This window comes from Ekhidna sp. (assembly GCF_965221965.1).
Classification (GTDB): Bacteria; Bacteroidota; Bacteroidia; order Cytophagales; family Cyclobacteriaceae; genus Ekhidna.
In genome coordinates, this window is record NZ_OZ244926.1 from 2,627,679 (window position 1) to 2,654,541 (window position 26,863).

At 43.0% G+C, this 26,863-nt stretch carries 25 protein-coding genes; 15 read left to right on the top strand and 10 right to left on the bottom strand.

Features of this window, described 5'->3' with window-relative positions; all coding sequences use genetic code 11:
* Window positions 1-69: 69 nt before the first annotated feature.
* From trpS to pgi, 4 genes are all read left to right on the top strand, one after another.
* Window positions 70-1,041, top strand: a complete 972-nt coding sequence (gene trpS / locus ACOQON_RS12375) for a tryptophan--tRNA ligase (protein ID WP_420575731.1) — start codon at window positions 70-72, stop codon at window positions 1,039-1,041.
* Window positions 1,034-2,755: a phospho-sugar mutase gene (locus ACOQON_RS12380; protein WP_420575732.1), complete on the top strand. Its 1,722-nt coding sequence runs from the start codon at window positions 1,034-1,036 to the stop codon at window positions 2,753-2,755. The genes trpS and ACOQON_RS12380 overlap by 8 nt, the downstream gene beginning before the upstream one ends.
* A 113-nt stretch (window positions 2,756-2,868) precedes the next feature.
* Entirely contained in the window at window positions 2,869-3,876 is a 1,008-nt protein-coding gene (locus ACOQON_RS12385; protein WP_420575733.1) for a calcium/sodium antiporter, read from the top strand.
* 12 nt (window positions 3,877-3,888) lie between these two features.
* Window positions 3,889-5,475: a glucose-6-phosphate isomerase gene (gene pgi / locus ACOQON_RS12390; protein ID WP_420575734.1), complete on the top strand. Its 1,587-nt coding sequence runs from the start codon at window positions 3,889-3,891 to the stop codon at window positions 5,473-5,475.
* On the opposite strand, the gene ACOQON_RS12395 is transcribed toward pgi, so the two are convergent.
* A complete protein-coding gene (locus ACOQON_RS12395; protein WP_420575735.1) occupies window positions 5,451-6,188 on the bottom strand; it encodes a TrmH family RNA methyltransferase in 738 nt (245 codons plus the stop codon). The two genes, pgi and ACOQON_RS12395, sit on opposite strands and share 25 nt — an antisense overlap.
* Window positions 6,189-6,193: 5 nt before the next feature.
* Between ACOQON_RS12395 and ACOQON_RS12400 the strand changes: the two genes are divergently transcribed.
* Together ACOQON_RS12400 and hemF are read left to right on the top strand one after the other, a co-directional pair.
* Complete coding sequence (locus ACOQON_RS12400; RefSeq protein WP_420575736.1) at window positions 6,194-8,722, top strand: BamA/TamA family outer membrane protein; 2,529 nt, start codon at window positions 6,194-6,196, stop codon at window positions 8,720-8,722.
* Window positions 8,723-9,622, top strand: coding sequence for an oxygen-dependent coproporphyrinogen oxidase (gene hemF, locus ACOQON_RS12405; protein ID WP_420575737.1), 900 nt, complete (start codon window positions 8,723-8,725; stop codon window positions 9,620-9,622).
* Between the two features lie 41 nt (window positions 9,623-9,663).
* Here the strand turns inward: hemF and ACOQON_RS12410 are convergent, their stop codons facing one another.
* Window positions 9,664-10,368, bottom strand: coding sequence for a LytR/AlgR family response regulator transcription factor (locus ACOQON_RS12410; RefSeq protein ID WP_420575738.1), 705 nt, complete (start codon window positions 10,366-10,368; stop codon window positions 9,664-9,666).
* On the bottom strand, window positions 10,368-10,949 hold the full coding sequence (locus ACOQON_RS12415; RefSeq protein WP_420575739.1) for a riboflavin synthase: 582 nt from the start codon (window positions 10,947-10,949) through the stop codon (window positions 10,368-10,370). Before ACOQON_RS12415 ends, ACOQON_RS12410 begins: the two co-directional genes overlap by 1 nt.
* A gap of 23 nt (window positions 10,950-10,972) precedes the next feature.
* Between ACOQON_RS12415 and ACOQON_RS12420 the strand changes: the two genes are divergently transcribed.
* The 5 genes from ACOQON_RS12420 to ACOQON_RS12440 all read left to right on the top strand — a co-directional run bounded on the left by ACOQON_RS12420 (window position 10,973) and on the right by ACOQON_RS12440 (window position 14,453).
* Window positions 10,973-11,638, top strand: a complete 666-nt coding sequence (locus tag ACOQON_RS12420; protein WP_420578690.1) for a protein-L-isoaspartate(D-aspartate) O-methyltransferase — start codon at window positions 10,973-10,975, stop codon at window positions 11,636-11,638.
* A gap of 90 nt (window positions 11,639-11,728) precedes the next feature.
* Window positions 11,729-12,250, top strand: a complete 522-nt coding sequence (locus ACOQON_RS12425; RefSeq protein ID WP_420575740.1) for an acyl-CoA thioesterase — start codon at window positions 11,729-11,731, stop codon at window positions 12,248-12,250.
* Window positions 12,251-12,375: 125 nt separating this feature from the next.
* Window positions 12,376-12,933 carry a hypothetical protein gene (locus ACOQON_RS12430; protein ID WP_420575741.1) on the top strand — a complete coding sequence of 186 codons (558 nt, stop codon included), beginning with the start codon at window positions 12,376-12,378 and terminating at the stop codon, window positions 12,931-12,933.
* A gap of 72 nt (window positions 12,934-13,005) precedes the next feature.
* Window positions 13,006-13,353: a hypothetical protein gene (locus tag ACOQON_RS12435; RefSeq protein WP_420575742.1), complete on the top strand. Its 348-nt coding sequence runs from the start codon at window positions 13,006-13,008 to the stop codon at window positions 13,351-13,353.
* Window positions 13,354-13,640: 287 nt separating this feature from the next.
* Window positions 13,641-14,453, top strand: coding sequence for an abortive infection family protein (locus ACOQON_RS12440; RefSeq protein WP_420575743.1), 813 nt, complete (start codon window positions 13,641-13,643; stop codon window positions 14,451-14,453).
* 59 nt (window positions 14,454-14,512) lie between these two features.
* On the opposite strand, the gene ACOQON_RS12445 is transcribed toward ACOQON_RS12440, so the two are convergent.
* Entirely contained in the window at window positions 14,513-14,992 is a 480-nt protein-coding gene (locus tag ACOQON_RS12445) for a hypothetical protein (protein WP_420575744.1), read from the bottom strand.
* Window positions 14,993-15,466: 474 nt separating this feature from the next.
* Here ACOQON_RS12445 and ACOQON_RS12450 point away from each other — a divergent pair, with 474 nt between their 5' ends.
* On the top strand, window positions 15,467-16,567 hold the full coding sequence (locus tag ACOQON_RS12450; RefSeq protein ID WP_420575745.1) for a DUF2911 domain-containing protein: 1,101 nt from the start codon (window positions 15,467-15,469) through the stop codon (window positions 16,565-16,567).
* A 1-nt stretch (window position 16,568) separates the two neighbouring features.
* Window positions 16,569-17,165, top strand: coding sequence for an outer membrane beta-barrel protein (locus ACOQON_RS12455; RefSeq protein WP_420575746.1), 597 nt, complete (start codon window positions 16,569-16,571; stop codon window positions 17,163-17,165).
* Here ACOQON_RS12455 and ACOQON_RS12460 read toward each other — a convergent pair whose 3' ends face one another.
* From ACOQON_RS12460 to alaS, 6 genes are all read right to left on the bottom strand, one after another.
* A complete protein-coding gene (locus tag ACOQON_RS12460) occupies window positions 17,166-18,146 on the bottom strand; it encodes a helix-turn-helix domain-containing protein (RefSeq protein ID WP_420575747.1) in 981 nt (326 codons plus the stop codon).
* A gap of 62 nt (window positions 18,147-18,208) precedes the next feature.
* Window positions 18,209-18,667, bottom strand: a complete 459-nt coding sequence (locus ACOQON_RS12465) for a hypothetical protein (RefSeq protein WP_420575748.1) — start codon at window positions 18,665-18,667, stop codon at window positions 18,209-18,211.
* A 44-nt stretch (window positions 18,668-18,711) separates the two neighbouring features.
* A complete protein-coding gene (locus ACOQON_RS12470; protein WP_420575749.1) occupies window positions 18,712-19,293 on the bottom strand; it encodes a methyltransferase in 582 nt (193 codons plus the stop codon).
* 3 nt (window positions 19,294-19,296) lie between these two features.
* The gene (locus ACOQON_RS12475) at window positions 19,297-20,406 is read right to left on the bottom strand and encodes a peroxiredoxin family protein (protein WP_420575750.1); all 1,110 of its coding nucleotides are present in this window, start codon (window positions 20,404-20,406) and stop codon (window positions 19,297-19,299) included.
* 5 nt (window positions 20,407-20,411) lie between these two features.
* Complete coding sequence (gene gatB / locus ACOQON_RS12480; protein ID WP_420575751.1) at window positions 20,412-21,866, bottom strand: Asp-tRNA(Asn)/Glu-tRNA(Gln) amidotransferase subunit GatB; 1,455 nt, start codon at window positions 21,864-21,866, stop codon at window positions 20,412-20,414.
* A complete protein-coding gene (alaS, locus tag ACOQON_RS12485; RefSeq protein WP_420575752.1) occupies window positions 21,866-24,481 on the bottom strand; it encodes an alanine--tRNA ligase in 2,616 nt (871 codons plus the stop codon). Before alaS ends, gatB begins: the two co-directional genes overlap by 1 nt.
* Window positions 24,482-24,620: 139 nt before the next feature.
* Between alaS and ACOQON_RS12490 the strand changes: the two genes are divergently transcribed.
* Entirely contained in the window at window positions 24,621-25,604 is a 984-nt protein-coding gene (locus tag ACOQON_RS12490) for a M23 family metallopeptidase (protein ID WP_420575753.1), read from the top strand.
* A 65-nt stretch (window positions 25,605-25,669) separates the two neighbouring features.
* Window positions 25,670-26,854 carry a CapA family protein gene (locus ACOQON_RS12495; protein WP_420575754.1) on the top strand — a complete coding sequence of 395 codons (1,185 nt, stop codon included), beginning with the start codon at window positions 25,670-25,672 and terminating at the stop codon, window positions 26,852-26,854.
* Window positions 26,855-26,863 lie beyond the last annotated feature (9 nt).

The following is a 26,863-nucleotide window of genomic DNA, read 5'->3' on the forward strand; positions in this document are numbered from 1 at the left end:
CATTTTTCAGTTCAACAGGCTCAATATTCAAAGCCTCAAATTATATAGGTTTGCACAAATTTTTAACCAATGGCACGAATACTCACAGGTATCCAAAGTTCCGGGAAGCCTCACTTAGGCAACCTTCTGGGTGCAATTATACCTGCTATCGAATTATCGAAGAACAAGAATAATGAATCCTTCTTTTTCATCGCGGATTTGCACTCTCTTACTACCATCAAAGATCCGCAAGTTCGCACAGAAAATGTAAACGCAGTAGCAGCTGCATGGTTGGCCTGTGGTTTCGACACCTCTGCCAATACTTTTTATCGTCAATCCCGGGTCCCAGCCTGCTGCGAGCTCACATGGTATCTGAATTGTTTCACACCATTCCCAATGCTGGCAAACGCACATTCATTCAAAGACAAATCTGATCGTTTAGCGGATGTAAATGCCGGGCTTTTTGATTACCCGGTATTGATGGCTTCAGATATTTTGCTTTATGATGCCGACTATGTGCCAGTAGGCAAAGACCAGAAACAGCACCTGGAAATGACCAGAGATATCGCTTCTACTTTCAATCATCAATTTGGAGAGATATTCGTTTTGCCTGAAGCATTGATTGATGACAATGTAATGACCATACCGGGAATTGATGGTCAAAAAATGAGCAAAAGCTACGGTAACATTATTGATGTTTTTCTTCCGGAGAAAAAGCTTCGAAAGAACGTAATGCAAATTGTTACTGATAGCACCCCGATGGAGGAACCGAAAGACCCGGACACCTGCAATGTTTTTTCTATCTATAAACTTTTGGCTTCAGAAGATCAAGTCAAACAAATGCGCGGCAACTATGAGGGCGGCAATTATGGCTATGGCCATGCTAAACAAGAGCTTTTTGAACTACTGGTAGATCGGTTTAAAGAGGAGAGAGAAAAATTTGATTATTACATGTCTAACCTTGATGAGTTAGAAGGAGAACTACAGAAAGGTGAGGTGAAAGCTGCAGAGGTGGCAAATGAAGTTTTAATGCGAGTGAAGAAAAAACTGGGCTATGCCTAATTCGGAAATGGAAGCAAAAAGTAAAGCAACTAATTGGCTTAAAGCAGCCAATATGGACGCTTCTTCAAAGCAAGAAATAGAAGCACTCTTACTAAATCAGGAAGAACTTGACGAGGCATTTTTAAACGACCTGGAGTTTGGAACCGGAGGGTTGAGAGGAATCATGGGGATCGGCACCAATCGGATGAATAAGTATACGGTTGGCATGGCTACCCAGGGGTTTGCCAATTACCTAAAAAGTCAATTTTCCAATGAAATTAAAGTGGCTATCGCTTTTGACAGCCGGAATAACAGTCAGCTTTTTGCAGAAACCACTGCCCATGTTTTCTCAGCAAATGGAATCCAGGTATTTCTCTTTGAGGATTTGCGTCCCACCCCTGAATTATCATTTGCCATCCGCAACCTGGGTTGTCAGGGTGGTGTGGTAATTACAGCCTCCCATAACCCAAAGGAATATAATGGTTACAAAGCCTATTGGAATGATGGAGGACAGCTTGTTCCTCCGCATGACAAAAATGTAATTGAAGAAGTGAAAAAGATTAACTCAATCGATGAGATCAATTTTGAGTCGAATCCCTCTTTAATACAGAGAATCGGTGAAGACATGGATCGGGCCTATCTCGATATGATCAAGAATCTATCACTCTCACCAGACGCCATTTCATCTCATCGTGATATGAATATTGTTTTTTCTTCCATTCATGGAACAGGCATCACCATAGTACCCAGAGCTCTTGAGGAATTAGGATTTAAGAATATCCATGTTGTTGAGGAGCAGAAAACGCCCGACGGTAATTTCCCAACCGTGGTTTACCCAAATCCGGAAGAGGAAGAAGCTATGACTCTGGCACTCAAAAAAGCAAAGGAGATTGACGCTGATATTGTAATGGCTACAGACCCGGATGCTGACCGTGTAGGGATAGCGGTGAAAAATTCTGAAGAGAACTTTCAGCTGCTCAATGGAAATCAGACCGGAGCATTGCTGGTTTTTTACCTGATGAAAAAATGGACAGAGAAAGGATTGAAGGGAAATGAGTACATCGGCAAAACCATAGTCACAACAGAGTTGATTAGAGACATTGCCAATAGTTTCAATACAAAATGCTATGATACTCTGACAGGCTTTAAGTGGATTGCCGATATGATCCGTCGCAAAGAGGGAGACGAAGTATTTATAGGTGGAGGTGAAGAAAGCTACGGATATATGATTGGCGAAGAAGTGAGAGACAAAGATGCAGTGGCGAGCAGTGTTATAATTGCAGAGATGGCCGCCTGGGCAAAAACACAGGGACTGACAGTATTTGAACTACTCCTGCAGATTTATAAAACCTATGGTGTTTATTATGAAGAGCTTAAATCGATCACAAAAAAAGGTCTTCAGGGAGCGGAGGAAATAAAGCGAATGATGGAAAACTTTAGAAATGCTCCACCTGAAACGCTGGCAGGATCACAGGTAACCACCCTAATTGATTATTTGGAAGGAGTAAAAATTGATTCATCCGGGAAAAAAGAAGCTGTCAATTTTCCTAAATCAAATGTGCTTCAATATCTTACCGAAGATGGTACGAAAGTAAGTGTTAGACCATCAGGCACCGAGCCGAAAATTAAATTTTATTTTTCGGTTAAGAGTGAATTTAACAATGGGAGCTATGTAGAAATAGAAGAAAAATTGAAGGACAAAATCCATAACTTACTGAATGACTTGAATTTGTGAACGAATCATTAGAAATTGGATTAAATACTTCAAAAGTGTTAATTTGCGAAGATTAGAGAGATTATACGAACTAATCATCTAAATAGTGAGTCACCAATCTAACCGATACTGAATTGAGTACTATAGCATTAAATTTTTTGCTGGTAATTGTGGGGTTTGTGCTACTTATCAAAGGAGCAGATTATCTGGTGAATGGAGCTTCATCTTTAGCCAAACGTTTCAATGTATCAGACATAGCAATTGGCCTTACTGTGGTGGCAATGGGAACTTCCGCCCCGGAGTTGGTGGTGAATATTATTTCAGGTTCGGTTCAAGACGGTAACTCAGGCGCCAATGAAGTGGTTTTTGGTAACATCATTGGTTCAAATATTTTCAATATATTTCTTATTTTGGGTGTCTCCGCAGTTATCTATCCACTTACTGTGGAAAGAAATGCCCTTTGGAAAGAAGTGCCCTATTCACTTCTTGCCACAATAATTTTCTTCATCCTGGTCAATGATGTTCTCTTCTTCGATGCTGAAAAAAATGGACTGGAAGTGCAGGACGGAATTATTCTACTTGTCATGTTTGTCCTGTTTCTCGTCTACATCTTTATGAATTTGAGCAGAAACCCGGAAGCAGAAGTAGAGGACATAGAAATCCACGGAAGTTTGAAAACCACCGTAATGATCGTTCTGGGTATTGTTGGATTAGTTTTTGGTGGTAACCTGATTGTTGAAAATGCAGTGACCATTGCCAAATTTTTCCACGTCAGTGACAAAATGATTGGTCTGACCATCCTGGCTGCTGGCACCTCTCTACCTGAACTGGCTACCTCTGCTGTAGCAGCCTTCAACAAAAAATCAGATATAGCAGTTGGAAATATCGTGGGATCGAACATTTTTAACCTTCTGCTTGTATTAGGTGCAACCTCAATCATTCATGCTCCTTTGGTTTACACCGCATCACTCAATACTGACCTATTCATAGTCATGCTGGGAACACTCATGCTTTTCTTATTCATGTTTACACTAAATAAGTATAAGCTGGACCGTGCCGAAGGAATGGTGTACCTCATTGGCTTTATTGCCTATTCTTATTACCTTTTTGTCAGGGAAGATATCCTTCCGGGTTTATTCTAAAAACCATACATCATGCTACCAAAGATTGACCCAACGACAACCAAGTCATGGGCAAAACTTCGTGAATACGCTAACAAAAAAAGCAGCATAAGAGATCTTCTACTTGATCCTTCTCGCCTGGATAAGTTTACTTTCAACTTCAATGACTTTCATTTCGACTTTTCCAAAAATGAAGTCTCTGATGAAGTAATGGATGAACTCGTTTCCCTGGCAAATGAATGTGGGCTTTCAGCTGCCATTCATTCAATGTTTGCAGGGGAAAAAATCAATGAAACGGAGAAACGAGCCGTACAGCATGTTGCTTTGAGAAGCTCTGAAAAAGAAGAAGTAAAAAAGGAATTATCTAAGGTCAAATCATTCTCAAATAAGTTGCTAGATGGCGACTGGAAAGGGTTCACCGATAAGTCCATTACTGATATCGTAAATATCGGTATTGGGGGCTCTGACCTGGGACCAAAAATGGTCACCTATGCATTAAAGCCCTATTGGAAAAACATCACCCCACATTTCATTTCCAATGTGGATGCTGCTCAGCTGGTAGAGTTTCTGGAGAATCTCAATCCTGAAACAACCTTATTCATTATTGCCTCAAAGACCTTTACTACGCAGGAAACCATCACTAATGCTACATCAGCTAAAGAATGGTTTTTATCACAGGGAGGAAGCCAGGAATATATCAGTCAGCATTTTGTAGCTGTGAGTACCAACGAAGAAGCTGTTAATGAATTCGGGATTTCAAGTGAAAACATGTTTGAGTTTTGGGACTGGGTTGGTGGAAGATACTCGCTTTGGTCAGTCATTGGCCTTTCAATCGCCTGCACGGTAGGATATGATCACTTTGAATCCTTACTTGAGGGTGCACATGAAATGGACCAGCATTTTAAAAATACTGATCTTGATGCCAATCTTCCCGTGATTTCCGCCCTCATCGGCATTTGGTATAATAACTTCCGAAACTACGACTCTATGGCTATCCTGCCTTACGATCATCGGTTAAGGTACCTCCCTTCCTACCTGCAGCAAGTAGATATGGAAAGCAATGGAAAGTATATCGACCGTTCCGGAAAAAAGATCAACTACCAATCTGGTCCCATCATCTGGGGAGAGCCCGGAACCAACGGACAACATGCATTTTACCAATTGATTCATCAAGGAACTAAGATCATACCGTGCGAATTTATTGGTATCGCTAAGCCAGCTCACAAACATGCTGATCATCATGAAAAACTTCTGGCTAATTTCTTCGCGCAATCTGAAGCCCTGCTCACAGGGAAGACGAAAGAGCAAGTCATTGAAGAAGTAGGTGGTGCAGATGAAATATTGATTAACTCTAAAATTTTTGAGGGAAATAGGCCTTCTACCAGCATTTTAATCAAGGAGCTTTCTCCGAAGAACCTCGGTTCGCTAATCGCCTACTATGAGCACCGTGTTTTTGTGCAAGGCGTGATATGGAACATTTTTAGTTTTGATCAATGGGGGGTGGAACTTGGAAAGCAGCTTTCTAAACCCATTTTGAATGAAATCAAAAAGGGTGAAACGGACCAACATGATCCCTCAACAAGCTCGCTTATGAATCACTTTTTTGCCATGCGCAAATGACCGGCAATTATTCCCGTGGCTATGCCTACATTCAATGACTCTGCATGGCCATATCGCGGAATAGTGATGCGTTCTTTTATGTTCTTTTTAGTTATCTCACCCACCCCATGAGATTCACTTCCCATAACCAGCACTGACGGGCTTTTACTATTTAAATGGCTAAGGTGGATACCTTCCATATCGGCTGCATAAACCGGAAGCCTATTTTGTTGATAGAATTCTTCCAGATCACATGAAACTACTTTTACTCGAGTAAAAGAACCCATCGTACTATTAATTACTTTGGGGTGATAAAACTCAGCACAATCTGATGAACAAACCAGCTGATCAAACCCAAACCAATCCAGCGTACGAATAATGGTCCCCATGTTTCCCGGATCCCCCACTCCATCGAGAACAAATAAATGATCATCAAATGATAGAGTCTTGAGGTTAAAATCCTGCATTCTTGCCACCGCCAACACATCTTCATTGGTCTTAAAAGTACCTAGCTGACTTAGAAGGTCCGGCATCACAATTTCATTTCGATGATTTCCACTTTTTAAATTTTGAGAGAAAAACTGCTCTGTTCCTATCACCATTTCTACCTCAAAATCAGAATTGAGTAACTCCTGCACATTTTTTGTACCTTCAATCAAAAAGCATTTCTCACGCATGCGGTACTTCTTAACTTTGAGCGATTTTATAAATTTCTGTTCCTTCCTAGAGAGCATTTGATTTGAAGCGACTTTTTAGACTAAGCCAAATATCACTATTCGCAGGCATTTTTCTTACATCATGCCTGGGCTCAAAGTTTTTAAAAGACGATCAGCACCTCCTGGCTAAGCAAAAAATCAATGGTTTATCCGGCGCACTGGCAGACGATGCAAAGGGACTTTATGAACAGGAAGCCAACAGCCGTATTCTTTTCGGCTACTACCCGTTTACTCACCTGGCTCATTTATATAAACTTGGAGAAAATGGCTGGATCTTTCCCGGATACGATAAACAAAAAGCCATTGCAAAAAGAGATTCACTTGAAGCTAAATTTGATCGAAAAATAGCAGACGCCACCTCTGATAAACGAAGACAGAAGCTCCGAAACAAAAAAGCCAAAAAGTACGATAAGAAGAACAGAAAGGTCAAGCAGGGAAACCAGCTTATGAGGTGGGGAGAAACCCTCGCTATTTATAATCATGCCAGCACAAGACTGACCAGAGAAAAAATTGACCTATACCTAAACTCAAAAGGATATTTTGATGCTACCATTCGGATAGATACAACAACTTATGATAGTCTCGGGCCCATTGGCAAAGCCGGCAGAGACATCAGAAATTGGGTAAGTGGCTGGTTTGGCAAAAAAGATCGATATATAAACCTGGAATATGATATTGCGCTGAAAGACCGCTATGTAATCGATTCTATCCAGTATGATATTAAAGACACGGTACTGCATGCCCTGGTTATGGAAAACATTAAAGAATCACCGCTCCAAAAAGGCTACTATGATCAGGACATATTAAGTCAGGAACGTGACTTCATTTACGATCTGGCTGTAAATAATGGCTACTATGAATTCTCCAAGCAGTTTATTGGATTTGAATTAGATTCCATTCAGATGGGTGGTGATACCCTCATCGTTCGAGAGGTCATTAAAAATCCTCCAGGAAAAGAACAGCACAAGATATTTTACCTGGACTCCATTGTTTTTATTACCGACGCAAGTGTCAGCGAAACATTTGACCGAACGGAAGAGAAATACAGAGACATCACTTTCAGCTTTGCCAGAAACAGGTATTCTAAAAAGGTACTGGAATGGAGAGTCCCCCTTGAGCAGGATGACCCTTATAGTAGAGACCTTACCATTGAAACACAGCGTCAACTCTCCTATCTGGACAACTTCAAGTTCATCAACATCAATTACGACACAACTGGTAACTATTTTGTCGCAAACATATTCACGTCCCCATTCGACAAGTACCAAACATCCAGTGAGTTTGGTTTATCAAGAACACAAGGAAGACCGGGTCCTTTCGTGAACATAAACCTGAAAAACAGGAATACATTCAGGACATTGGAAATACTCAGTTTTGATGCGAATGCCAAACTGGAAGACCTAAGGTCTGTGCGGGAAGAATCTGAGTTTGATGGTAATTACACCTCCCGTCAGTTTGGAGCTGAAGCTGCAATCACTTTCCCTCAGTTTTTGTTTCCACTCGGCTCCTATTACAAAAACAAGATTGGTCGATTCAACCCAAAAACACGGCTTTCCCTGGGTTTTTCATTTGAAGATCGGGTGACAGAATATCGTCGAGCCACTTACAGAGGAACCTGGACGTATAGCTGGCAGGTAAGAGACCAGGTGAGGTATCGGCTAACACCTCTTGAGTTGAGCCTGACAAATACCACCATTACAGGTCAGGAATTTGAAGATTTTCTGAAGGAATTAAGAGACCAGAATAATCCATACGCGCTGGCTTTTGAATCTGCTGTGGTTACAAGCACAGCGTTTCAGCTGGATCTGAGCCTCGGCAACTATGCCCTTAATCAGGATGGAGGATTTGTACGGCTCAACGCCGAGTTGGGGGGAAACCTTGTTGATATTGTAGGTAAATCCTTCTTTGGCGACAGCCTGACAACCTATCAGTATGCTAAAACCCAGATCGACTTGAGGAAAATTGAACGGTTGACCAGAAAAACCAATCTTGCAGCCAGATTAAATGTGGGGCTTGCATATCCCTATGGAGCCAATGAATCCATGCCGTATGAAAAGTACTTTTTTGCCGGTGGTAGTAGTAGCATTCGAGCCTGGAAACCACGAAGGTTAGGTCCGGGAGCATTTGGCGTATTTGAAACCGATGGAGATGGAAACCCCACTGATGCTGTAGACTATAGAAATGAGCAGCGAGGAGAACTCATCATTGAATCAAGTATTGAATTGCGACAGGATCTGGTGGGCTTTCTGGAAGGGGCTGTATTTATTGATGCGGGAAATATTTGGCAGGTACGAAATTCCTTAGTGGATGCAGAATCAGATGCTGAGGGTGATGATGGCGTATTTCACTTCAATGAATTCATGGATGAAATGGCGGTAGGCACAGGTGTGGGTTTAAGATTTGACCTCCAATTCCTGGTTTTCAGGGTTGATCTGGGACTGAAGCTTATAGACCCTGCACAAAAACGAGGTGAACGATTTGTAGGAGATGAAATCTTCTCCAACTTCAATCGGAATTCAGAAATAAATATTGGTATTGGATACCCATTCTAAATGGCAGAAATAACAAAAGAAGAAATAACAAAGTGGTTTCAGGGATTGCAAGACTCGATTTGCAACTCGCTTGAAAAACTTGATGGTAAATCAACATTCAAAGAAGACCAATGGGACCGGCCCGAAGGCGGTGGCGGAAGGTCACGAGTAATTAAAGGTGGTGATCTAATCGAAAAAGGAGGTGTGAATTTTTCTGCTGTCTCCGGACCCACACCTGAGAAAATACTGAACGCATTGAACCTCCCCGAGGCAAACTTCTTCGCAACCGGTGTTTCAATCGTTTTACACCCACAAAATCCATGGGTGCCAATCATTCATATGAATGTTCGCTACTTTGAAATGAGTAACGGGATTTGGTGGTTTGGTGGAGGAATCGATCTTACGCCTCATTATGTGATAAAAGAAAAAGCACAAAACTTTCACCAGTATTTGAAAGACACCTGTGATAAACACGACTCTGAGTTCTATCCGCGATTTAAGGAATGGGCCGACGATTATTTTTTTGTCAAACACCGAAATGAAACACGTGGAATCGGCGGTATTTTCTTTGACCGATTGACCGTCAAAGACGGTAAATCAAAAGCGGATCATTGGCAGTTTGTAAAAGATGTAGGAGAAACATTCATTCCGGCATATACGGATGCAATTGAGGGTCTGCGGGATAAGAATTGGTCGGATGCCGATAAAAACTGGCAGAAAATCAGACGTGGACGATATGTTGAGTTTAACCTGGTGCACGACAAGGGAACCAAATTCGGGCTTGATACTAATGGACGAACAGAATCCATTCTGATGAGTATGCCTCCGGAAGCCAATTGGGAGTACGATTATCAGCCTAAAAGCAATCTGGAATTAGAGACACAGGAGCAATTAAAAAAAGGCATAAACTGGATCGCCTAAGCAATCCGGTCAATGCCTTTAGGTTAGGTTGGTTGTATTTATTAGAGCAAATTGAATCGATCCATCAAGGACTCTTTATAAGAAGCACCAATGGAAAAGGTCTTCTCCCCGATATGCACCTGCAAGTCCTCGATCTTATCGATCTTATTCCGGTTGATGATGTAGCTTCTATGCACTCGGCTGAAAATACTTTCAGGTAATCTTTTCTCGATTCCCTTCATCGTATGATGCACAATGTGCTTTTTACCTGCGGCTGTATTAAAAATCACATAATCTGCCAGTGCCTCCACAAAAAGGATGTTGTCATAGCTTAATCGGTAAAGCTTGCCATCGCTTTTCACATAGATATGATCTTCCTGTTCGGCAATCGCTTTCTCTTTCTCCAGATTCTCCTTCACTTTGTTGACCGCCTTCATGAAGCGCTCGTATTCTACCGGCTTCACCAGGTAATCCGCTACAGAATCCTCAAACGCCTCAATCGCATACTCCTTTTTGGAAGTTACCAAAATCACATTGTAGGCATGCTGAAGATCCTTCACAAGATCCAACCCACTCATTCCGGGCATCTCGATATCCAGAAATACAATATCTACGTCGTTGGCACTTTCGCCTAAAAGAATATCATGCGCCTCCTGAGTGTTGTCCAGGTCGTGCGTCATGACCAGGGTATCAGTCTTATCTATAAATTTCTTGATTACGAGACGCGACATTTTGTCGTCATCTACTACCATGCAATTGAGAGCCATTATTTTCGATTTAGGATTTGGTGAATATACTTACCGATAATATCAAATTCAATATTAACAATGCTACCAACTGCTAGCTGATTGAAGTTGGTATGTTCAAATGTATATGGAATTATCGCCACAGAAAAGATTTTTTTTTCCACGTTAAAGCAAGTTAGGCTGGTTCCGTTAATACAGATGCTCCCTTTCTCGACCACCAGACCCTCCTCTTTCAGCTCAAAAGTGAACACCCAGCTACCATTTTCATCCTTGATGTCACTCACTCTGGCCGTGGTATCCACATGACCTTGCACGATGTGCCCATCAAAACGTCCATCCGCCTTCATGCATCGCTCCAGGTTTACCTGAGCCCCGACTTCAATCGAACCAAGGCTCGATTTTTTCATCGTCTCATCAATGGCCGTTACCCAGTGCCTCCCGTCCTCAACCTTGGTTACCGTCAGGCACACTCCATTATGAGACACACTCTGGTCAATTTTCAACTCGTCTGATATAGACGAAGAGATAATAAAATCCACGTTCGTCCCTTTCCCGGAGATTTCTTCTACTTTCCCTACTGTTTCAACTATTCCTGTAAACACGCTGATTAAATTTAAGGCTCAAAATAAGTCAATTGAAAGATACCTACAAGCATAAGGGCTTACGCAAGCAGTTGGTTCTGGGGATCGCAAAAAAAGGCATCCGCGATAAGGAGGTGTTGAATGCCATCAACAAAATCCCCCGTCATTTTTTCTTTGACAAGATTTTCGATTCGCATGCCTATGAAGATAAGGCCTTCCCTATCGATGCGGGACAAACCATCAGCCAGCCTTATACGGTGGCTTTCCAAACACAGCTACTACAGGTAAAGCCGGGAGATAAAATTCTTGAAATAGGGACCGGTTCCGGCTACCAGGCCTGTGTACTGGATGAAATGGGTGCAGATGTCTATACGATTGAGTATCAAAAGAAGCTGTATCAGAAAGCCATTCGATTCCTGCCAAAGCTGGGCTACCAGCCGCACATGTACCAGGGCGATGGATCGAAAGGGCTCCCCCGATTTGCACCATATGATGGAATCATTGTGACAGCAGGTGCTCCAACCGTACCTGAAGAACTTGTCCAACAACTCAAGGTAGGCGGACGATTAGTGATCCCGGTAGGGAACGATGACATACAATCTATGGTTTTGATCCAGAAAGTGGATGAAAACAAAATAAAAAAGAAGCAATTCGACCATTTTAGCTTCGTACCTTTGCGTGGAGAACGCGGTTGGGGCGACAAAAAGTAAATCAAGAATCTAAATATTCAACTCCTTGGAGCGGTTCGACGTTTCGAGGTTAGGGGTGGGTTAGCTCATCTACTTTTTAAAAAACTGCATATGAAAAAAGTAAAAAACTGTAAGGACTCTTACGTGACCATGACCGAACTGGTCCTGCCAAACGACACCAACGGACTGAACAACCTCATGGGAGGCCGTCTCATGCACTGGATGGATATCGCCGCAGCGATAGCTGCACAGAAGCATTCCAACCGCATTGTGGTAACCGCTTCCGTAGATAACATTTCCTTCTCAGAGCCCATCCGGATTGGGAATGCCGTAACCATCTCTGCTTTCGTTACACGAGCATTCAGCTCCTCAATGGAGGTATACTTAGAAGTGGTGGCCGAGGATATTCCAGCAGATAAGAAGGTGCACACTAACCGGGCGTTTTTCACGTTCGTGGCAGTGGATCAGTCAGGTAAGCCGATTGACATCCCGCAACTGGAGCCTGAGACAGAGTTTGAAAAAGAATTGTATGACGGAGCGCTCAGAAGAAGACAATTACGACTGGTGCTTGGAAAACGCATGAAACCGAGTGAAGCAAAAGAACTAAAGTCTATCTTTGATATGGAAGATTAAGTCTTCCATTTTTTTTGAGTGTCATTCCGAACGCATGTGAGGAATCTTTAAATTTAAGATTCGCTGACTATTGACGATGAGATTTCTCGCTTCACTCGAAATGACACTAAAAATTTGACTCCTGCATGGAAAAAGAACACCTGCACTTACTCATACACGAAGAGATTTACTTGCTATCGCAAGACGAAATCATAAACGAAGAGTCTGCAGAAAAGCAAGAAGAAGCACAGGAACCTACTTCTGTGGCTGAACCGGAACCTGAGCCTGTAGCTAAGGAGGAGGAATCTGTTGCAAAACAACCAGCTCCTGAGACGAAAGAAGCACCGGAAGAGGAACATCATCAGGATTCTCCACATATTCCTCATCACGACCTACCGGACTCCAGGCCTTTGCCATTTGCGGTGTTCCATACCAGCCATGATCCGGCTGAAAATGAGCTCCTGCATAAAATCATAGATGCCTGCAAAATACCGAAGAGCGAGTATAAGATTTTCAGCAATGGTTTTGACCAGGCGGTGAAATTCAAAAAAGCACTGGTATTCGTGCCGGAAGCCAAAGCCTTCTACACCCCTATTCCTTACAAAGGCAGTGAGTTCCTCTGCTCCAAACCACTATCCATACTAGCCGCAGACGTAAACGAGAAAGCCAGGCTCTGGGGAGCGCTTCAAAAGTTTGTACTGTAAAACGGTATCTTTGGAAGATATAAGCGGATATAGTGCATAAAAGTGCACTATATTCGGATGTTATGGGCAATCATGCAGCACAGAATTAAGAAATACAGCAACAAGTTGAGCTTTAACAGTCACGATGACTTTGACACGCATCCTGTCGCTGAGGTCAACTGCCCTAACTGCGGAACAACTACGAATATCAACTTTTCCAACTTACGAAAACATCAGGACAGTCAATTCTCAAACTTGTCGGACGAACACAACGAACTTCTAACTCGCATAACTTCAGACTCTGCACCTGAACTCACGAACTCCTTCCTAGATTACTATTGTCCTAACTGCAAAACTGGAATCAGAATTCTATATGAAAGTTGGGCTGGCGGCAGGCACGGTGAACATGGTTACGAGCTAAGAAACCTTCTAACTACCTAGAACACTAGGCGGCTAATAAAAGAAAAGCCCATAACACGCGCTAGTGATGCATATGTTTACTTAGCTTCTAGCCACTATCGCAGGACGGCCCGCTCACCTTCCCTTCTGGTCTTCTCATAACTTTGCTGAACGTCTCAGCTTCTGGCGTTATGTCCTGTGTAACGCAGCATTTTATGGATCACTTGGTGCATGTGGTTCAGGTTCGCTAGTTTTAACCCAAAGAGCTACGTGTGGACATACGCACACTAGCTGGACGTTGTACTGCATTAAATCATGCATATTCCCAAATGAAAGTTTCAGAACGAACAATTAAGTTTCTAGGTAAGACCTTGTGTGGAGACAATCAAATTCTACCTTACAAAACAGGACCTCAATTAGTAGACTTTTTTGTTGAGTTCGGAGCGGACGATCAATACGGTGAGGGATTTCCGAGCAGATGGAGATATACGGAAGAGAAAGTAAGGCAGTTCAATGGAACGCAGGAATTAAAACTGATAATAGAGAACTCTGTTGACCCTCGAGATTTAATGGAAGCTGGTGCTCCATCTGACAAACTTGACGAAATCATAAAACCAATTAATGATTATCTACGCTTTGAAGGATTTGAGCTTAAAAAGGTCGGTGAATTCTACAAGGTTCATGACTCTAAAGGCATAATTGTAGAACCAGAAACAGTTAAAGCACTTAACCATGAGTTTATTCAAGAACAAATCAATAAGTGTCATAGCAAGATTGATCAAGGAGATTTTAATGGTGCAATTACGAATGCTAGAAGTTTAGCAGAAGCTGTTATGATTGAAATAATTGAACAGCATGAAGGAAAAGAAATAAAGAATGATGGCAAGCTTGAGAACCTGTATAAACAAGTGAAGAAGATTCTTAATCTCACTGTAGATCCTAAAGTACTACCTCCAACTGTTATTCAAATACTGTCAGGATTAGATTCAATCACAAGTGGCTTGGCAGGACTAAGCAACAACTCAGGAGACAGACATGCCAACAAATTCAAAACGCTTAAACACCATTCAAGACTGGCTGTGAATTCAACTATGACATTCGTTGACTTCTTATTAGACAGTAAAGAATATCAGAATAAATAACGCAGTACAACATTCGCTAGCCATGCTAGTGCGCGTTTGCAACGCGTACCTCCATTCCATCACCTCGGCTCATCCATAAACGCCGTAAATCGCACCTTCCAATCTTCTCCTTCCTTTTCAAACAGCGTGACAAACCGAATATCCCTGGATACGGTATCCGAGCAATCTACGTATTTAAACACTTCCGTCTGCTTGTGTAGGTAGAGCACCTTTCTTGGTGCTACGGTAATAAACCCAATCGTCTCGACCTGACTACCGATGGCTCGGTTGCCAGCCTCGTACCAGTCCTTTACCAGCGGAAAGAAATCATCGCGTTCCCGAATGCCATCACTTAGCATCGGCCAGTTTTGGTAATCATTTGTAAATGCTTTCGTGTAAGCCTCCCACCCTTCATTCGCAAGGGTTAGTGGTATATCCCTTTTGGCCTTTTCAATGGATTGCTTATCCGCCTCGGTCAGTACCCAGGGCTCCTTCTCTTTTTCTCCGCAACTGATGATGAAGCACAAGGTCAAACAGATTACAGCTTTTATCTTTTTCATTTTCCTTTTTTCACAAATAGAATAAGGTCCTTAAAACCGAATATCCTGATTACCAAAAACAGGAGATTAAACATTTTAAATGTTTGACTCACTGTAAATATGTTAATCTATTCCATGCTAGTGCGCGTTTGCAACGCGTACCTATCCATTCAATGGAACATCCTCGGGATGCAGAAGAATAACCCAGGAGTGCTCCGAAATAAGCCCAAATTGCTTTGGAACAAGCTCGAAATACAATGAACAAAGGCCAGAGTGATCTGGAATAAGGTCGGAGTGTATTGGAATAACCACGGGATGTTTTGAAACATCCTCGGAATGCAATGGAATAAGCCTGGAGTGCGATGGAATATCCTCGCAGTGCATTGGAATAAGCCCGGAGTGCCTCTAAAACAGCTTATTTCCTTCTCCTCATTTCCCAAATCAGGATAGAAGAGACTATCTCTTGAAGGAGTTTTGTCAAAAACTCAAATAACAATGACACACAAACACGTACTTTCATTTCTTGTCTGCCTGTGTGCAGGACTTTTCGCACAGGCCCAATTTCACACGATGAAAATTCCACAACCCAGTCCGAAGGTGATGGAAACACAGCGACTGGGTATCACGGACATCACCGTAGACTATTCTTCCCCTGCGACCCGAGGCAGAGATGTCTGGGCGAATGTAATCAACGGGTATGGCGATCCGAACCTGGCATGGCGTGCAGGTGCCAATATGAACACCCGCATTTCTTTCACTACCGATGTGACGATCAATGGCAATCCGCTTAAAGCCGGATCGTATGGCTTTCACATCGATGTGGATGGAGACACTTACACGCTCATGTTTGCCCACCATGACAATCAGTGGGGCAGCTATTACCTGGATCGGGAAAAACATGTAGCGCTGGCTGTAAACGTAAAAAGCGAAGACTGCCCCTTTTCCGAGCAGCTGGACTATGAATTCATCAACCGGACTGATAGCACCGTCGTGATCGCACTGGAATGGGGAGACAAGCGTATTCCCTTTACGGTAGGTGTCGACCTGAACAAAACAGTGGTAGAAAGTTTTCGATACGAATTATTGGGTATCAATACGTATCGCTGGGAGGCATGGAATGATGCAGCTCAGTGGTGCCTGAATCATGACACCAACCTGGAAGAAGCATTGGCCTGGGCCGACCGATCCATCAATGGCGGCTACAATGGTTTTTCCGCCAATAAGAACGTGACGAATATGACCACCAAGGCGCAACTTTTGAGTCGACTGGACAGAAAGGATGAACTATCTGAGACCATTGCTGAGCTTACCACGATGGATATGGGACCGGGAGAGACCAATTGGCTGACGATTTTCTTACTACGCATCAATAAACCAGAGCCTGCACTCAACGTACTGAATGCGGCAGTAGATAAATACCCGGATGCCTGGTACCTGAAGCTAAACCGTGCGATCACGTACTACTTCCTTGATGACACGAAGAAAGCAATGAAAGAATTAGAAGCTGTACAGAGTGAAACACCTCAGAATTTTCAGCCGAGGCTTAATCAGATCATGTCAGAAGTTAAAAACGGTACGTATAAAATCCCGGGTTAACATGAAAAAAACCATTTCATTATTCCTATTGCTGACAGGTAGCTTTTTTCTTCAGGCCCAACAGGAGTTAAAAGGTTTTTATATCGGGTTTGACATCAACTTTCACTACCTCTTCGGCGGTGCACAAGTGGATGGAAAAGAAACCATAGGTGATGGGAATAGGTGGGCCATCGGTCTGGTTGGTGGTTATCGCTGGCATTTTGCGAATGATAACATATTTGCGATTGAAGCACAGATTAACCAGCCGTTTGGTTCTTTTGAAAACAGGGAGAATCCGGACGGTACAGTGGTCAGGTACCGCATCAAGCCTCAGTCAGCTTTACAATTCAATTTCGGTCGCTCCTTCGGTGAGTTTAATGAGCAAGCAGTAATGGGCTATTTTGCCTTTAATCAGACCCGATTTGATATTGACATTGAACGCCCGGGTGGCAATTTCAAACAGACGGATTTTGAGAATTTTGGTCGACTAGGACTTTCCTTTGAAAATGTCTGGACCGGAGGTCACTCCACCAGATTCCAAATGGGAACGAGCCTGGATGCTCTGCCGGATACTGACAATGGCATAGACCTGAAAGCCACTCAGATCTATGGTTTCTGATTATGCGGAGAGTAGCTCAGCTTCTTTCTGATAAGCAGTAGGTGTTTGACCGGTGCATTTTTTGAAGGCTGCATAGAACGCAGAGGGTGAGGCAAACCCCACATCATAAGCCAATGATTCAATTTTCAGATGCTCCTTTTTCGGGTCGAGGAGCATCTGTTTTACTTCCTCTACCCGGAAATGATTCAGGGTCTCCGGAAAGGATCGATCATACAACTGCTTTACACTTCGCGTCACCAAATAAGAGGGCACTTCAAGCCTGGCAGAAAACTGCTGAAGGTTCATGCCCTGTTCCTTGAAAAGTTGTTGATTCTCAAACGCATCTCGTACCTGGCTGACGGTCTGATCAGGTAATGTAGCAGAAATGCCTTTGGGAAAAACCCCGGTTCTGAAGGATTGAATGAATATCCAATAAAGAAACACAGAGGCTATGATCGCACCCCAGGCATAGTCCATCATGGAATATGCCAGATGCTGATACACAAGGGCCGCCCACACGCCAGCTACCATGATCAATACCTTTTTGTTCCAGCTTTTGATCATCCCATTTTCTAATTTCAACAAATGCAAGGTCGAAAAAACCAGGTAGACAAAAAGAACTGCTGTGGCAGACATGTATAAATAGGTTTCCCATGGACTTGGAGAAACGATGAAGCAAGCTATTGCTCCAGCAACAGGAATGATAAAATGCCAGCTGTTCTTCCATTTGAAACCAGATGAATGTCTGATCATGAGCAATGTCAAGGGACCAATGGAGGCAAGGCCTAGAAACCCAAGTGCGAGTCCAAAGGGAGCCATATCATTTAACAGGAAGTAAAAGATGGACTTCCCTATACGTAGCGCAATGGCAAGCAAAATCAATCCTAACCACAAATTTTGTGGATCTTCCTTTCGCTTAACACTAAGGAAAAAACTAGAGAGAAAAAGTGCCACCGCCACTGCACTTCCAGCCAGCACACCAAAAAGACCTATTGTATTCACAGCATTTGCTTACGACAACTAAGTAAAAATAGTTAGTAATTTCTGTTGAGATATTGAAAGACTCACTCTGAGGCTCTCTTGATTGCCAACTTTAACTTCTTGTTAGACTTGATATGAAATGGAATTGAGGAAACGATTAGCGCACCACCTAAATAATAAGGTGCTTTAAAAACACGGTATGGCTCGTCAGGCTTAGATGATCCGATATCCTTGGCTAACCTACCCATTGCATTTGCCGCAAGACCAAGGACAAAAATTCCCAATCCTGTAAAGCCTACAATGTTTCCGACCGATCTACTCTTGAAAGTCTGATCCAGATAAAGATTAATCTCCGGATTATCCCATTGATAACTATCCGTATCAAAACCATTCTGCTTCAACCATTTCGTCCGTCCCTTCCCATAAGGGTTTTCCATTTTAACAATAGTCTCCTGATGAGTGGTGTCTGGCTGTTGCCCTTTTAATTCAAGACAAAAAGACAATATCAGAGCGCAAAGTAGGTATGTGAGATTAGGATTCATACCTATTTGTCAAACAATGGTTCAATAACCCCTAAATATGGTTGCTATACTTTGGTGAGATGGATAAACACCTCTCTGCCCATCCTTGGTTTAATAGAGTTGTAGCAAGGCTCTAGGGTGTTTATATGAAATTGGGGTGAAAACAATGCCATGTACTCATCCATTGAGCCTCCAAAAGGTGGCTGCTCTTCATTCATTGGTACAGACCATAGCACCCCAACAAGCTTCCCTCCCGGATTCAATATTTCTTCTACCTTTTTAACATAGGAAGTTCGTGATGCAGGATCGATTGCGCAGAAAAACGTCTGTTCAAGAATGAGGTCATAGGAGCCCTGATGTTTAAAGAAGTCTTCCTGAATTAACTGATCATCGGGAAAGTCCAGAGCTCGCTCTTTTAGGTTTTCCAACGGTTGCTTTGCCAGGTCAATGACGTAAACATTGTTAAAGCCTTTTTGAAAAAGGTACTCTGCTTCGTAAGCATTCCCTGCACCAGGAATCAGAATTTTGAGATCTTTATTTTCAATCTGATCGATGTAATCAGTCAAAGGTTTGGTTGGTCCACCTGTGTCCCATCCGGTAGTCCCTTCTTCATATCGTTTTTCCCAGTACCTTTTGTTTAGGTCCACAGGTTATCCGAAAATCTCTTTGAGCTTCGCCTCCAAGCTGGCTCCTCGAAGGTTCTTGGCAATGATTTTTCCCTCCGGATCGACAAGGAAAGTAGCCGGGATCGCGTTTACCTGATAATCAATAGCGGCCTGGCTTCTCCAGTATTTCAGGTCAGAAACATGCAACCACGGTAGCCCGTCCTGCTCGATGGCTCCCAACCATTTCTCTCTTGTCCGATCAAGGGATACTCCGAGGATTTCAAAGTTTTCGTCAGAATACTCATTGTACACCCGCACTACATTAGGATTCTCAGCTCTACATGGTCGGCACCAGGCTGCCCAAAAATCAATGAGGACATACTTACCTCTGAGCGAGCTCAATGTGATTGTTTCTCCCTCCGGATTTTGTAATGAAATTTCCGGTGCTTCCTCACCAATCGCCAGACTCTTGGTGGTAGAAATCTGAGACATTAAGTTTTCTACATGAAAATTTTCAGGCATCTCAGCCCGCAACTCAGTGGCAATGGAATCGATGAAAGCAAAGTTTTGTGAAGCGTCAATCATCTGCAATCCATAGAAAGCTGCCAGTGATGGGCTGGCTTCCCGGATCAAATCTTTCAATTCTGCTTCTGTTCTTTTCGCCAGATCCATCATTTGAAGTTGAGCTGTCTGAAATGCCTGCGCATCGTTGTTGGCTCTGGCTTGTCTTTGTGCCTGCTGCATTCCCTGGATCTGAGTCCGGTATTCCTGCATCATCGCATCAATCTGATTCTTGTATTCCGTATCGTAGGAACCGGAAACTTCACTAAACCCACGTGGATCAGCTCCATGTGCATTTAACACGACTTCATTTTCCTCACCGGTTAAGATCAAAGTAATGATTTGGCGACCGTTGAAATTAGCTCGAAAAAAGGCTGGCTCCTCGATAGTAAGGTACTCCGTAAAACTTCCGTTCTCGTCGACCTCCAGCGTATCAAAAGGCTCGAGTCCATTCTCACCCACTCGCTCAATGTAGGCAAATCCACCAGCAGGAAATTGCTCCAGATTACCGGTCAACTTCACTCCTTCTCCTCGCTGCTCTCCACAGCTAAATAGTCCAATGACCAATCCTAAAATCAAGATATTTTTCATCATCACATTTAATTCTTTTCTTCCAACGTCTTTCGTAAGAGTTCGTTCGTTTCTTTTGGGTCAGCTGCCCCTCCTGTCTCTTTCATTACCTCTCCCATAAACATTCCGATCAGGTTCTTCTTTCCGTTCTGGTAAGCTTTCACTTTATCAGGATGCTGATCCAATACCTTCAAAATTACATCGGAAATATCGTCCTTACTCACCTGGGTCAATCCAAGTTCTCTAATGGCGTCATCAACACCCTTTTCAGGATTCTGTATCAGGAAAGGAAACACCTCCTTGCTGGCTACTAATTTATTGACTTTGCCTTCTTCTATTGAGTCGACCAAGTCAGCTAATTGCTGGCTGGAAAGTGGCATCTTTAGATCATTCGAATCCTTTTCATTTAGGATCGACTTCACAGGACCAATCAGCCAGTTGGCTACTTGTTTGTGGTGGTTGGTTTCTTGACAAACTTCTTCGAAGAATCGGGAAACATCCTTTTCAGCAGACAACACTCCCGCATCGTACTTGGTAAGTCCATAATCCTGAATAAGCTTCTCTCGTGTCTTTCCGGGAGTAAGCGGCATCTCGGTTTCAATCTGCTTGAGCCATTCTTCATAAACCGTAAATGGACTCAGATCCGGTTCCGGAAAATACCGATAGTCATTCAGCTCCTCTTTGGTACGCATACCGGAGGTTGTTCCGGTATTAGCATCAAACAATCGGGTTTCTGAGATGATATCTTCACCGGATTCCAGCAGCTTAACCTGTCGTTCAAATTCGTATTTGATCGCCCGACCCACATTCCGGATGGAGTTCATGTTTTTCACCTCTACTTTTCTGCCCAACTCAGCGTCTCCTTTCTTCTTTACAGAAATATTGGCATCACACCTCAGCGACCCTTGCTCCATGTTTCCATCACAAATCTCCAGGTAACGAACCATGCTTCTAATTTCTGTCAGAAAAGTCATAGCTTCCTCAGCAGAAGAAATGCAAGGCTCTGTAACCAATTCAATCAATGGAACCCCCGCGCGGTTTAGATCTATTAGCGAATCCTCAGATTCATCATCATGAATGGACTTGCCGGCATCTTCTTCAAGGTGAATTCGATTTAATTGTACTACAGTCTCGCGTCCATCTTTTAGTTCAATTGGAACAGTTCCACCTATGCAGATAGGCGTTCGGTCCTGGGTGGTCTGAAAACCCTTGGGTAAATCCGGATAGAAATAATTCTTCCGGTCAAAAATGCAGTATCGTGAAATCTCGCTGTTACAGGCCAGTCCCATCCGAATCGCATATTCTACTGCTTTTTTATTAAGCTTTGGCAAAGTTCCCGGGTGAGCCAGGGCGATCACACTCACATTGGAGTTGGGTTCTTTTCCAAAAGCGGTAGAATCCGCAGCAAAGAGCTTACTCTCAGTTGAGAGCTGAATGTGAACTTCAAGCCCAACAACTACGTCGTATGATTCATGAGCGTTCATCAAGAACCTTCAACCAAATCTTTCCCAATCTTCAACGCTTCATCCAGTCCAGAAAGATCCTTACCTCCTGCAGTGGCATAGAAGGGTTGTCCACCTCCACCACCTTTGATAGCTGAGGCCATCTTTCGAATGATCTCGTTAGCATTCATGCCATTTTTTACCAAGTCATCAGCTAGCATCACGGTTAGCATTGGCTTGTCGTTGATGTTTGCGGCAATCAAAAGCACCAGGTTGTCCACTTCTCTTTTCAGATCAAAGGCCACTTGCTTCATGCTATCAGCTGAAGGAAACTCACCTTTATAAGTGATCAATTTTTTTCCATTGATCTCTTTCGCCTCATTCTTCAGTGTATTCTTGATTTGACCAGCCTGCTGCTGGTTCATCTCATCGATTTTCTTCTGGTTAGCCAGGTTTTCCTTTACCAGGTTTTCAATGGTTTTCTTCAGGTCTTTGGGGTTCTTCAGCATCTCCTCCAACTCAGAAATGAGCTGAAGCTTCTGATGATAAAATTTCTCGGCTTCTACAGAAGTAACTGCCTCTATCCTTCTAACACCTGCAGCACTGGATCCCTCACTTACAATTTTGAAAAGCCCAATATTTCCGGTTCTTGGCACATGGGTACCTCCGCACAATTCCACCGAATACTCAGGGTCAAAGGTGATCACACGAACAAAATCACCGTATTTTTCCCCAAAGAGTGCCATCGCCCCCATTTCCTGAGCCTCTCCGATTGGTACATTCTTCTTTTCATCCAGTTGGATGTTTTCCCGAATCTTACGATTCACGATTTGTTCAACTTCCGCAATCTCTTCTTCCGTCATTTTTGCGAAATGAGAAAAGTCAAAACGCAGAATTTTATCATTTACCAAAGAGCCCTTTTGCTGCACATGATCTCCCAGCACTTCTCTCAAAGCCGCATGCAGCAAATGCGTCGCAGAGTGGTTGTTCTCCGTCAGTCTTCGCTTGCTTTCATTGACCACTGCTTTCACTTCACCATCGAGTGAAGTCGGTAGTTTTTTCGTAAAGTGAACAATCAGATCGTTTTCTTTTCTGGTGTCCACCACCTCGATTTTCTCTTCACCAAACTGCAGGTAACCGGTATCCCCAACCTGGCCCCCGCTTTCCGCATAAAACGGGGTGGTCTCTAATACGATCTGATACTGGGTTTTGTCTTTCTGTTTAACCTCCCGATAGCGAAGCGCTTTGGTGGCAGATTGAATTTCGGTATAGCCGACAAACGTCACGTCCTCTCCTTCATTCACTACGGTCCAGTCACCGGTTGTCTGCTTGCCCGCACTTTTAGACCGATTCTTCTGGACTTCCATTTCCTTTTGAAAGCCAGCCTCATCCACTTCCATATCATTCTCTCGAGCAATTAAAGCAGTCAGATCCAATGGAAAGCCATAGGTATCATACAACTCAAATGCTGTTAACCCTTCGATGACTTTCGAGTTTCCTGAAGTGATCGTATCCAGTTTTTTCAATCCATTGTCAAGCGTTCGAAGGAAGGAAAGTTCTTCTTCCCTGATCACTTTAGCAATAAAATCCTTCTGGCCTGTGAGTTCGGGGAATACCCCTTCAAATTGTTGAACTAATACTCCTAGCAATTCAAACAAAAATGGCTCTTTGAATCCGAGGAAGGTATACCCATAGCGGACTGCCCTTCTAAGAATCCTTCGAATTACATAACCAGCTTTGTTATTACTTGGAAGTTGACCATCAGCGATTGTAAAAGCAATGGCGCGAATGTGGTCTGAGATCACACGAATAGCAATGTCTGTTTTCTCGTCTTTTCCATACTCCACTTCTGCTCTTTTTGCCACCCATTGGATGAGTGGCTGGAAAACGTCCGTATCATAGTTGGATTGCTTTTTCTGAATAGCCATCGCCAGACGCTCAAAGCCCATTCCGGTATCTACATGCTTCTCCGGGAGGTTTTCAAGAGTGCCATTGGACAGTCGGTTGTATTGGATGAAAACCAGGTTCCAGATTTCCACCACTTGCGGATGGTCCTGGTTCACTAATTCCTTCCCTGAAACCTTATCAACCTCGCTTTGAGGTCTTAAATCGATATGTAGCTCAGAACATGGTCCGCATGGTCCGGTATCACCCATTTCCCAGAAATTATCCTTTTTGCTGCCATTCAGCACACGATCCTCCGGGAGGTGTTTCATCCAGAATTTCTTTGCTTCACTATCCTGATCCAGGTTTTCCGATTGGTCCCCCTCGAAAATCGTCGCGTAAAATCGCTCTTTCGGCAACTTGAACTTATCAGTAAGTAACTCCCATGCCCAATCAATCGCTTCTTCCTTGAAATAGTCGCCAAAAGACCAGTTTCCAAGCATTTCGAACATGGTATGATGGTAGGTATCAATGCCGACTTCTTCCAGGTCATTATGCTTCCCAGATACCCGCAAGCATTTTTGTGTATCGGCCACTCGCTTATTTTCGGCAACCTTATTACCCAAAAAGTAGTCTTTAAACTGATTCATCCCAGCATTTGTAAACATGAGGGTTGGATCATTTTGTACCACAATGGGCGCTGAGGGCACTATTTTGTGCTTTTTGACTTCAAAAAATTCGAGGAAAGTACTCCTTATTGACTTAGAATCCATTTAGGAAGAAAAAATTAGAATGTTACTGTTATATCTTGTAATTATGAAAAAATCTCAATTATCCGTAAATTGCCGCCGTAATTCGTAAACCACCCGCTAAAACTATTTTGCAAAATTACGACAATTACCCTATCAACCCATGGCTAAAATTAAGTACTACTATGACACTGAATCCTGCCGGTACGAGCGTATAAAAGTCTCTTCATGGGACATTGTGCTCAACCTGTTAGGTTTTCTTGTAGTTTCTTCAATTATTGGATTAGGAATCTTTTTTGTGACCGATCACTACTTTGAATCACCAGCAAAGGCGTCACTGCGAAAAGAGAATGAAGAACTAAAACTCTATTACGAACTTCTTGAAAATGATCTTGAGGAGGCAAACGAAATGCTCTCCGTTCTGGAAGAGCGAGATGATGATATTTATCGAGTGGTTTTTGGTGTAGAGCCAATTCCGGATGAGATCAGATCTGCTGGTGTTGGAGGATCAAACAGATATCGTGAGTTACTGGAAAAAGGATTGAAGCGTGAGGAGCTTATCCTGTCCAACATGCAACGTATCGACAAGCTGAAAAAGCAGATGTACATCCAGACTAAGTCTTACGATGACATTGTTGAAATGGCAAAAAATAAAGAAGCGTTATTGGCCAGTATGCCTGCCATTCAACCTGTCTCTAATAAAGAATTGAAGCGACTGGCTTCCGGATTTGGCTACCGTATGCATCCTATTTATAAGGTTCGTAAAATGCATACCGGTACTGATTTTTCATTGCCAACAGGAACTCCGGTCTATGCCACCGGAGATGGAACCATCGCATACACAACCACAAGATTTGGTGGATATGGAAAACACATCAAAATCAATCACGGTTTTGGGTATCAAACACTTTACGCTCACCTTAGTGAATTTCTCGTAAAGCCTGGTCAAAAGGTCAAAAGAGGTCAGGTAATTGGCTACTCTGGAAATACCGGAGGATCTACTGCACCACACCTTCACTATGAGGTGATCAAGGATAACAATAAAGTGAACCCGGTAAACTTCTTCTATCAGGACTTAAGCGATGAAGAATACGCTGAGATTTTGAGACTATCTTCTCTTGAGAATCAGTCGATGGGTAACTACTAGTTTTTGAAAAAAATTTCAAAAGCGGTTGGTCAATTTCTGGCTAACCGCTTTTTTATTTGTACCCGATGAAAGCACGATACTTTGTTTTAATCCTCATTTCTGTTTGGGCATGTAAGTCAATCAAAAAGACACCATCAGCACCAGTCTTGATTCCTGTAGACACGATCGTCAAGGATGTTGAGATTGACACCATCTACCTGATCACACAGAAAGACGACACACTGGCCAACCTGGATGAGGAAATTGCAATTCCAATAGAAAGGTTACTGCCAGACACGGTTACCATAGCAGCTGTGGGAGATATCATGGGGGGCACTAACTTCCCTGACCAGTCGTATTTGCCGGGAGGAAATGGCGCTTATCTCTGGGATGATGTTCGTTCCCTTCTCAATCAGGCAGATATCACATTTGGAAATCTTGAAGGAACGATTTTGAATGAAGGTGGTGAACAAAAGGAATGCAACAATCCAAAGCTTTGCTACCTTTTTCGGTCACCAGAATACCTTGCCCAAAACTTTGTCGAAAGTGGGTTTGACCTGATGAGTGTGGCCAATAATCACGCGAATGATTTTGGAACGACAGGACGAAAAAACACCCAACGAGTGCTGGATTCACTTGGTATTGCTCACGCAGGATCCGTTGATCAGCCCTTCACTATCAAGAAAATTGGAAGGCTAAAAATTGGTTTTTGCGCTTTTGCACCCAATCGGGGAACAGTCAGCATCCACCAATATGAAAATATCAAATCGACCATTCAGCACTTAGACAGCCTCACGGACATTGTGATCGCTTCCTTTCATGCCGGAGCTGAAGGATCGAAGCATCAGCATGTTACCAGAGAAAGAGAATTCTATTATGGAGAAGATAGAGGTAATGTATATGAGCTTGCACATTTGATGATTGACAATGGTGCTGACCTTGTACTTGGGCATGGTCCTCACATCGTTCGGGCTATAGAAGTTTACAAAGAACGAATCATTGCATACAGCCTGGGAAATTTTTTGACCTATGGAAGATTTAATTTGAGAGGGCTGGCTGGTGAAGCACCGATCCTTGAAGTCAAAACAGACGCTTCAGGAAGGTTTCTCAAAGGAAAAATTCATGCTTTTCGACAAAGTTATTCTCATGGACCAAGAAATGATTTGAATCTTTCTTCAATAAAAACAATCCAACGATTATCTTTGGAAGACTTCCCTGAAAATCCGGTGACGATAGATGACAGTGGAAGTATTGAGTTCAATAAAAACTAAAGCCTACTC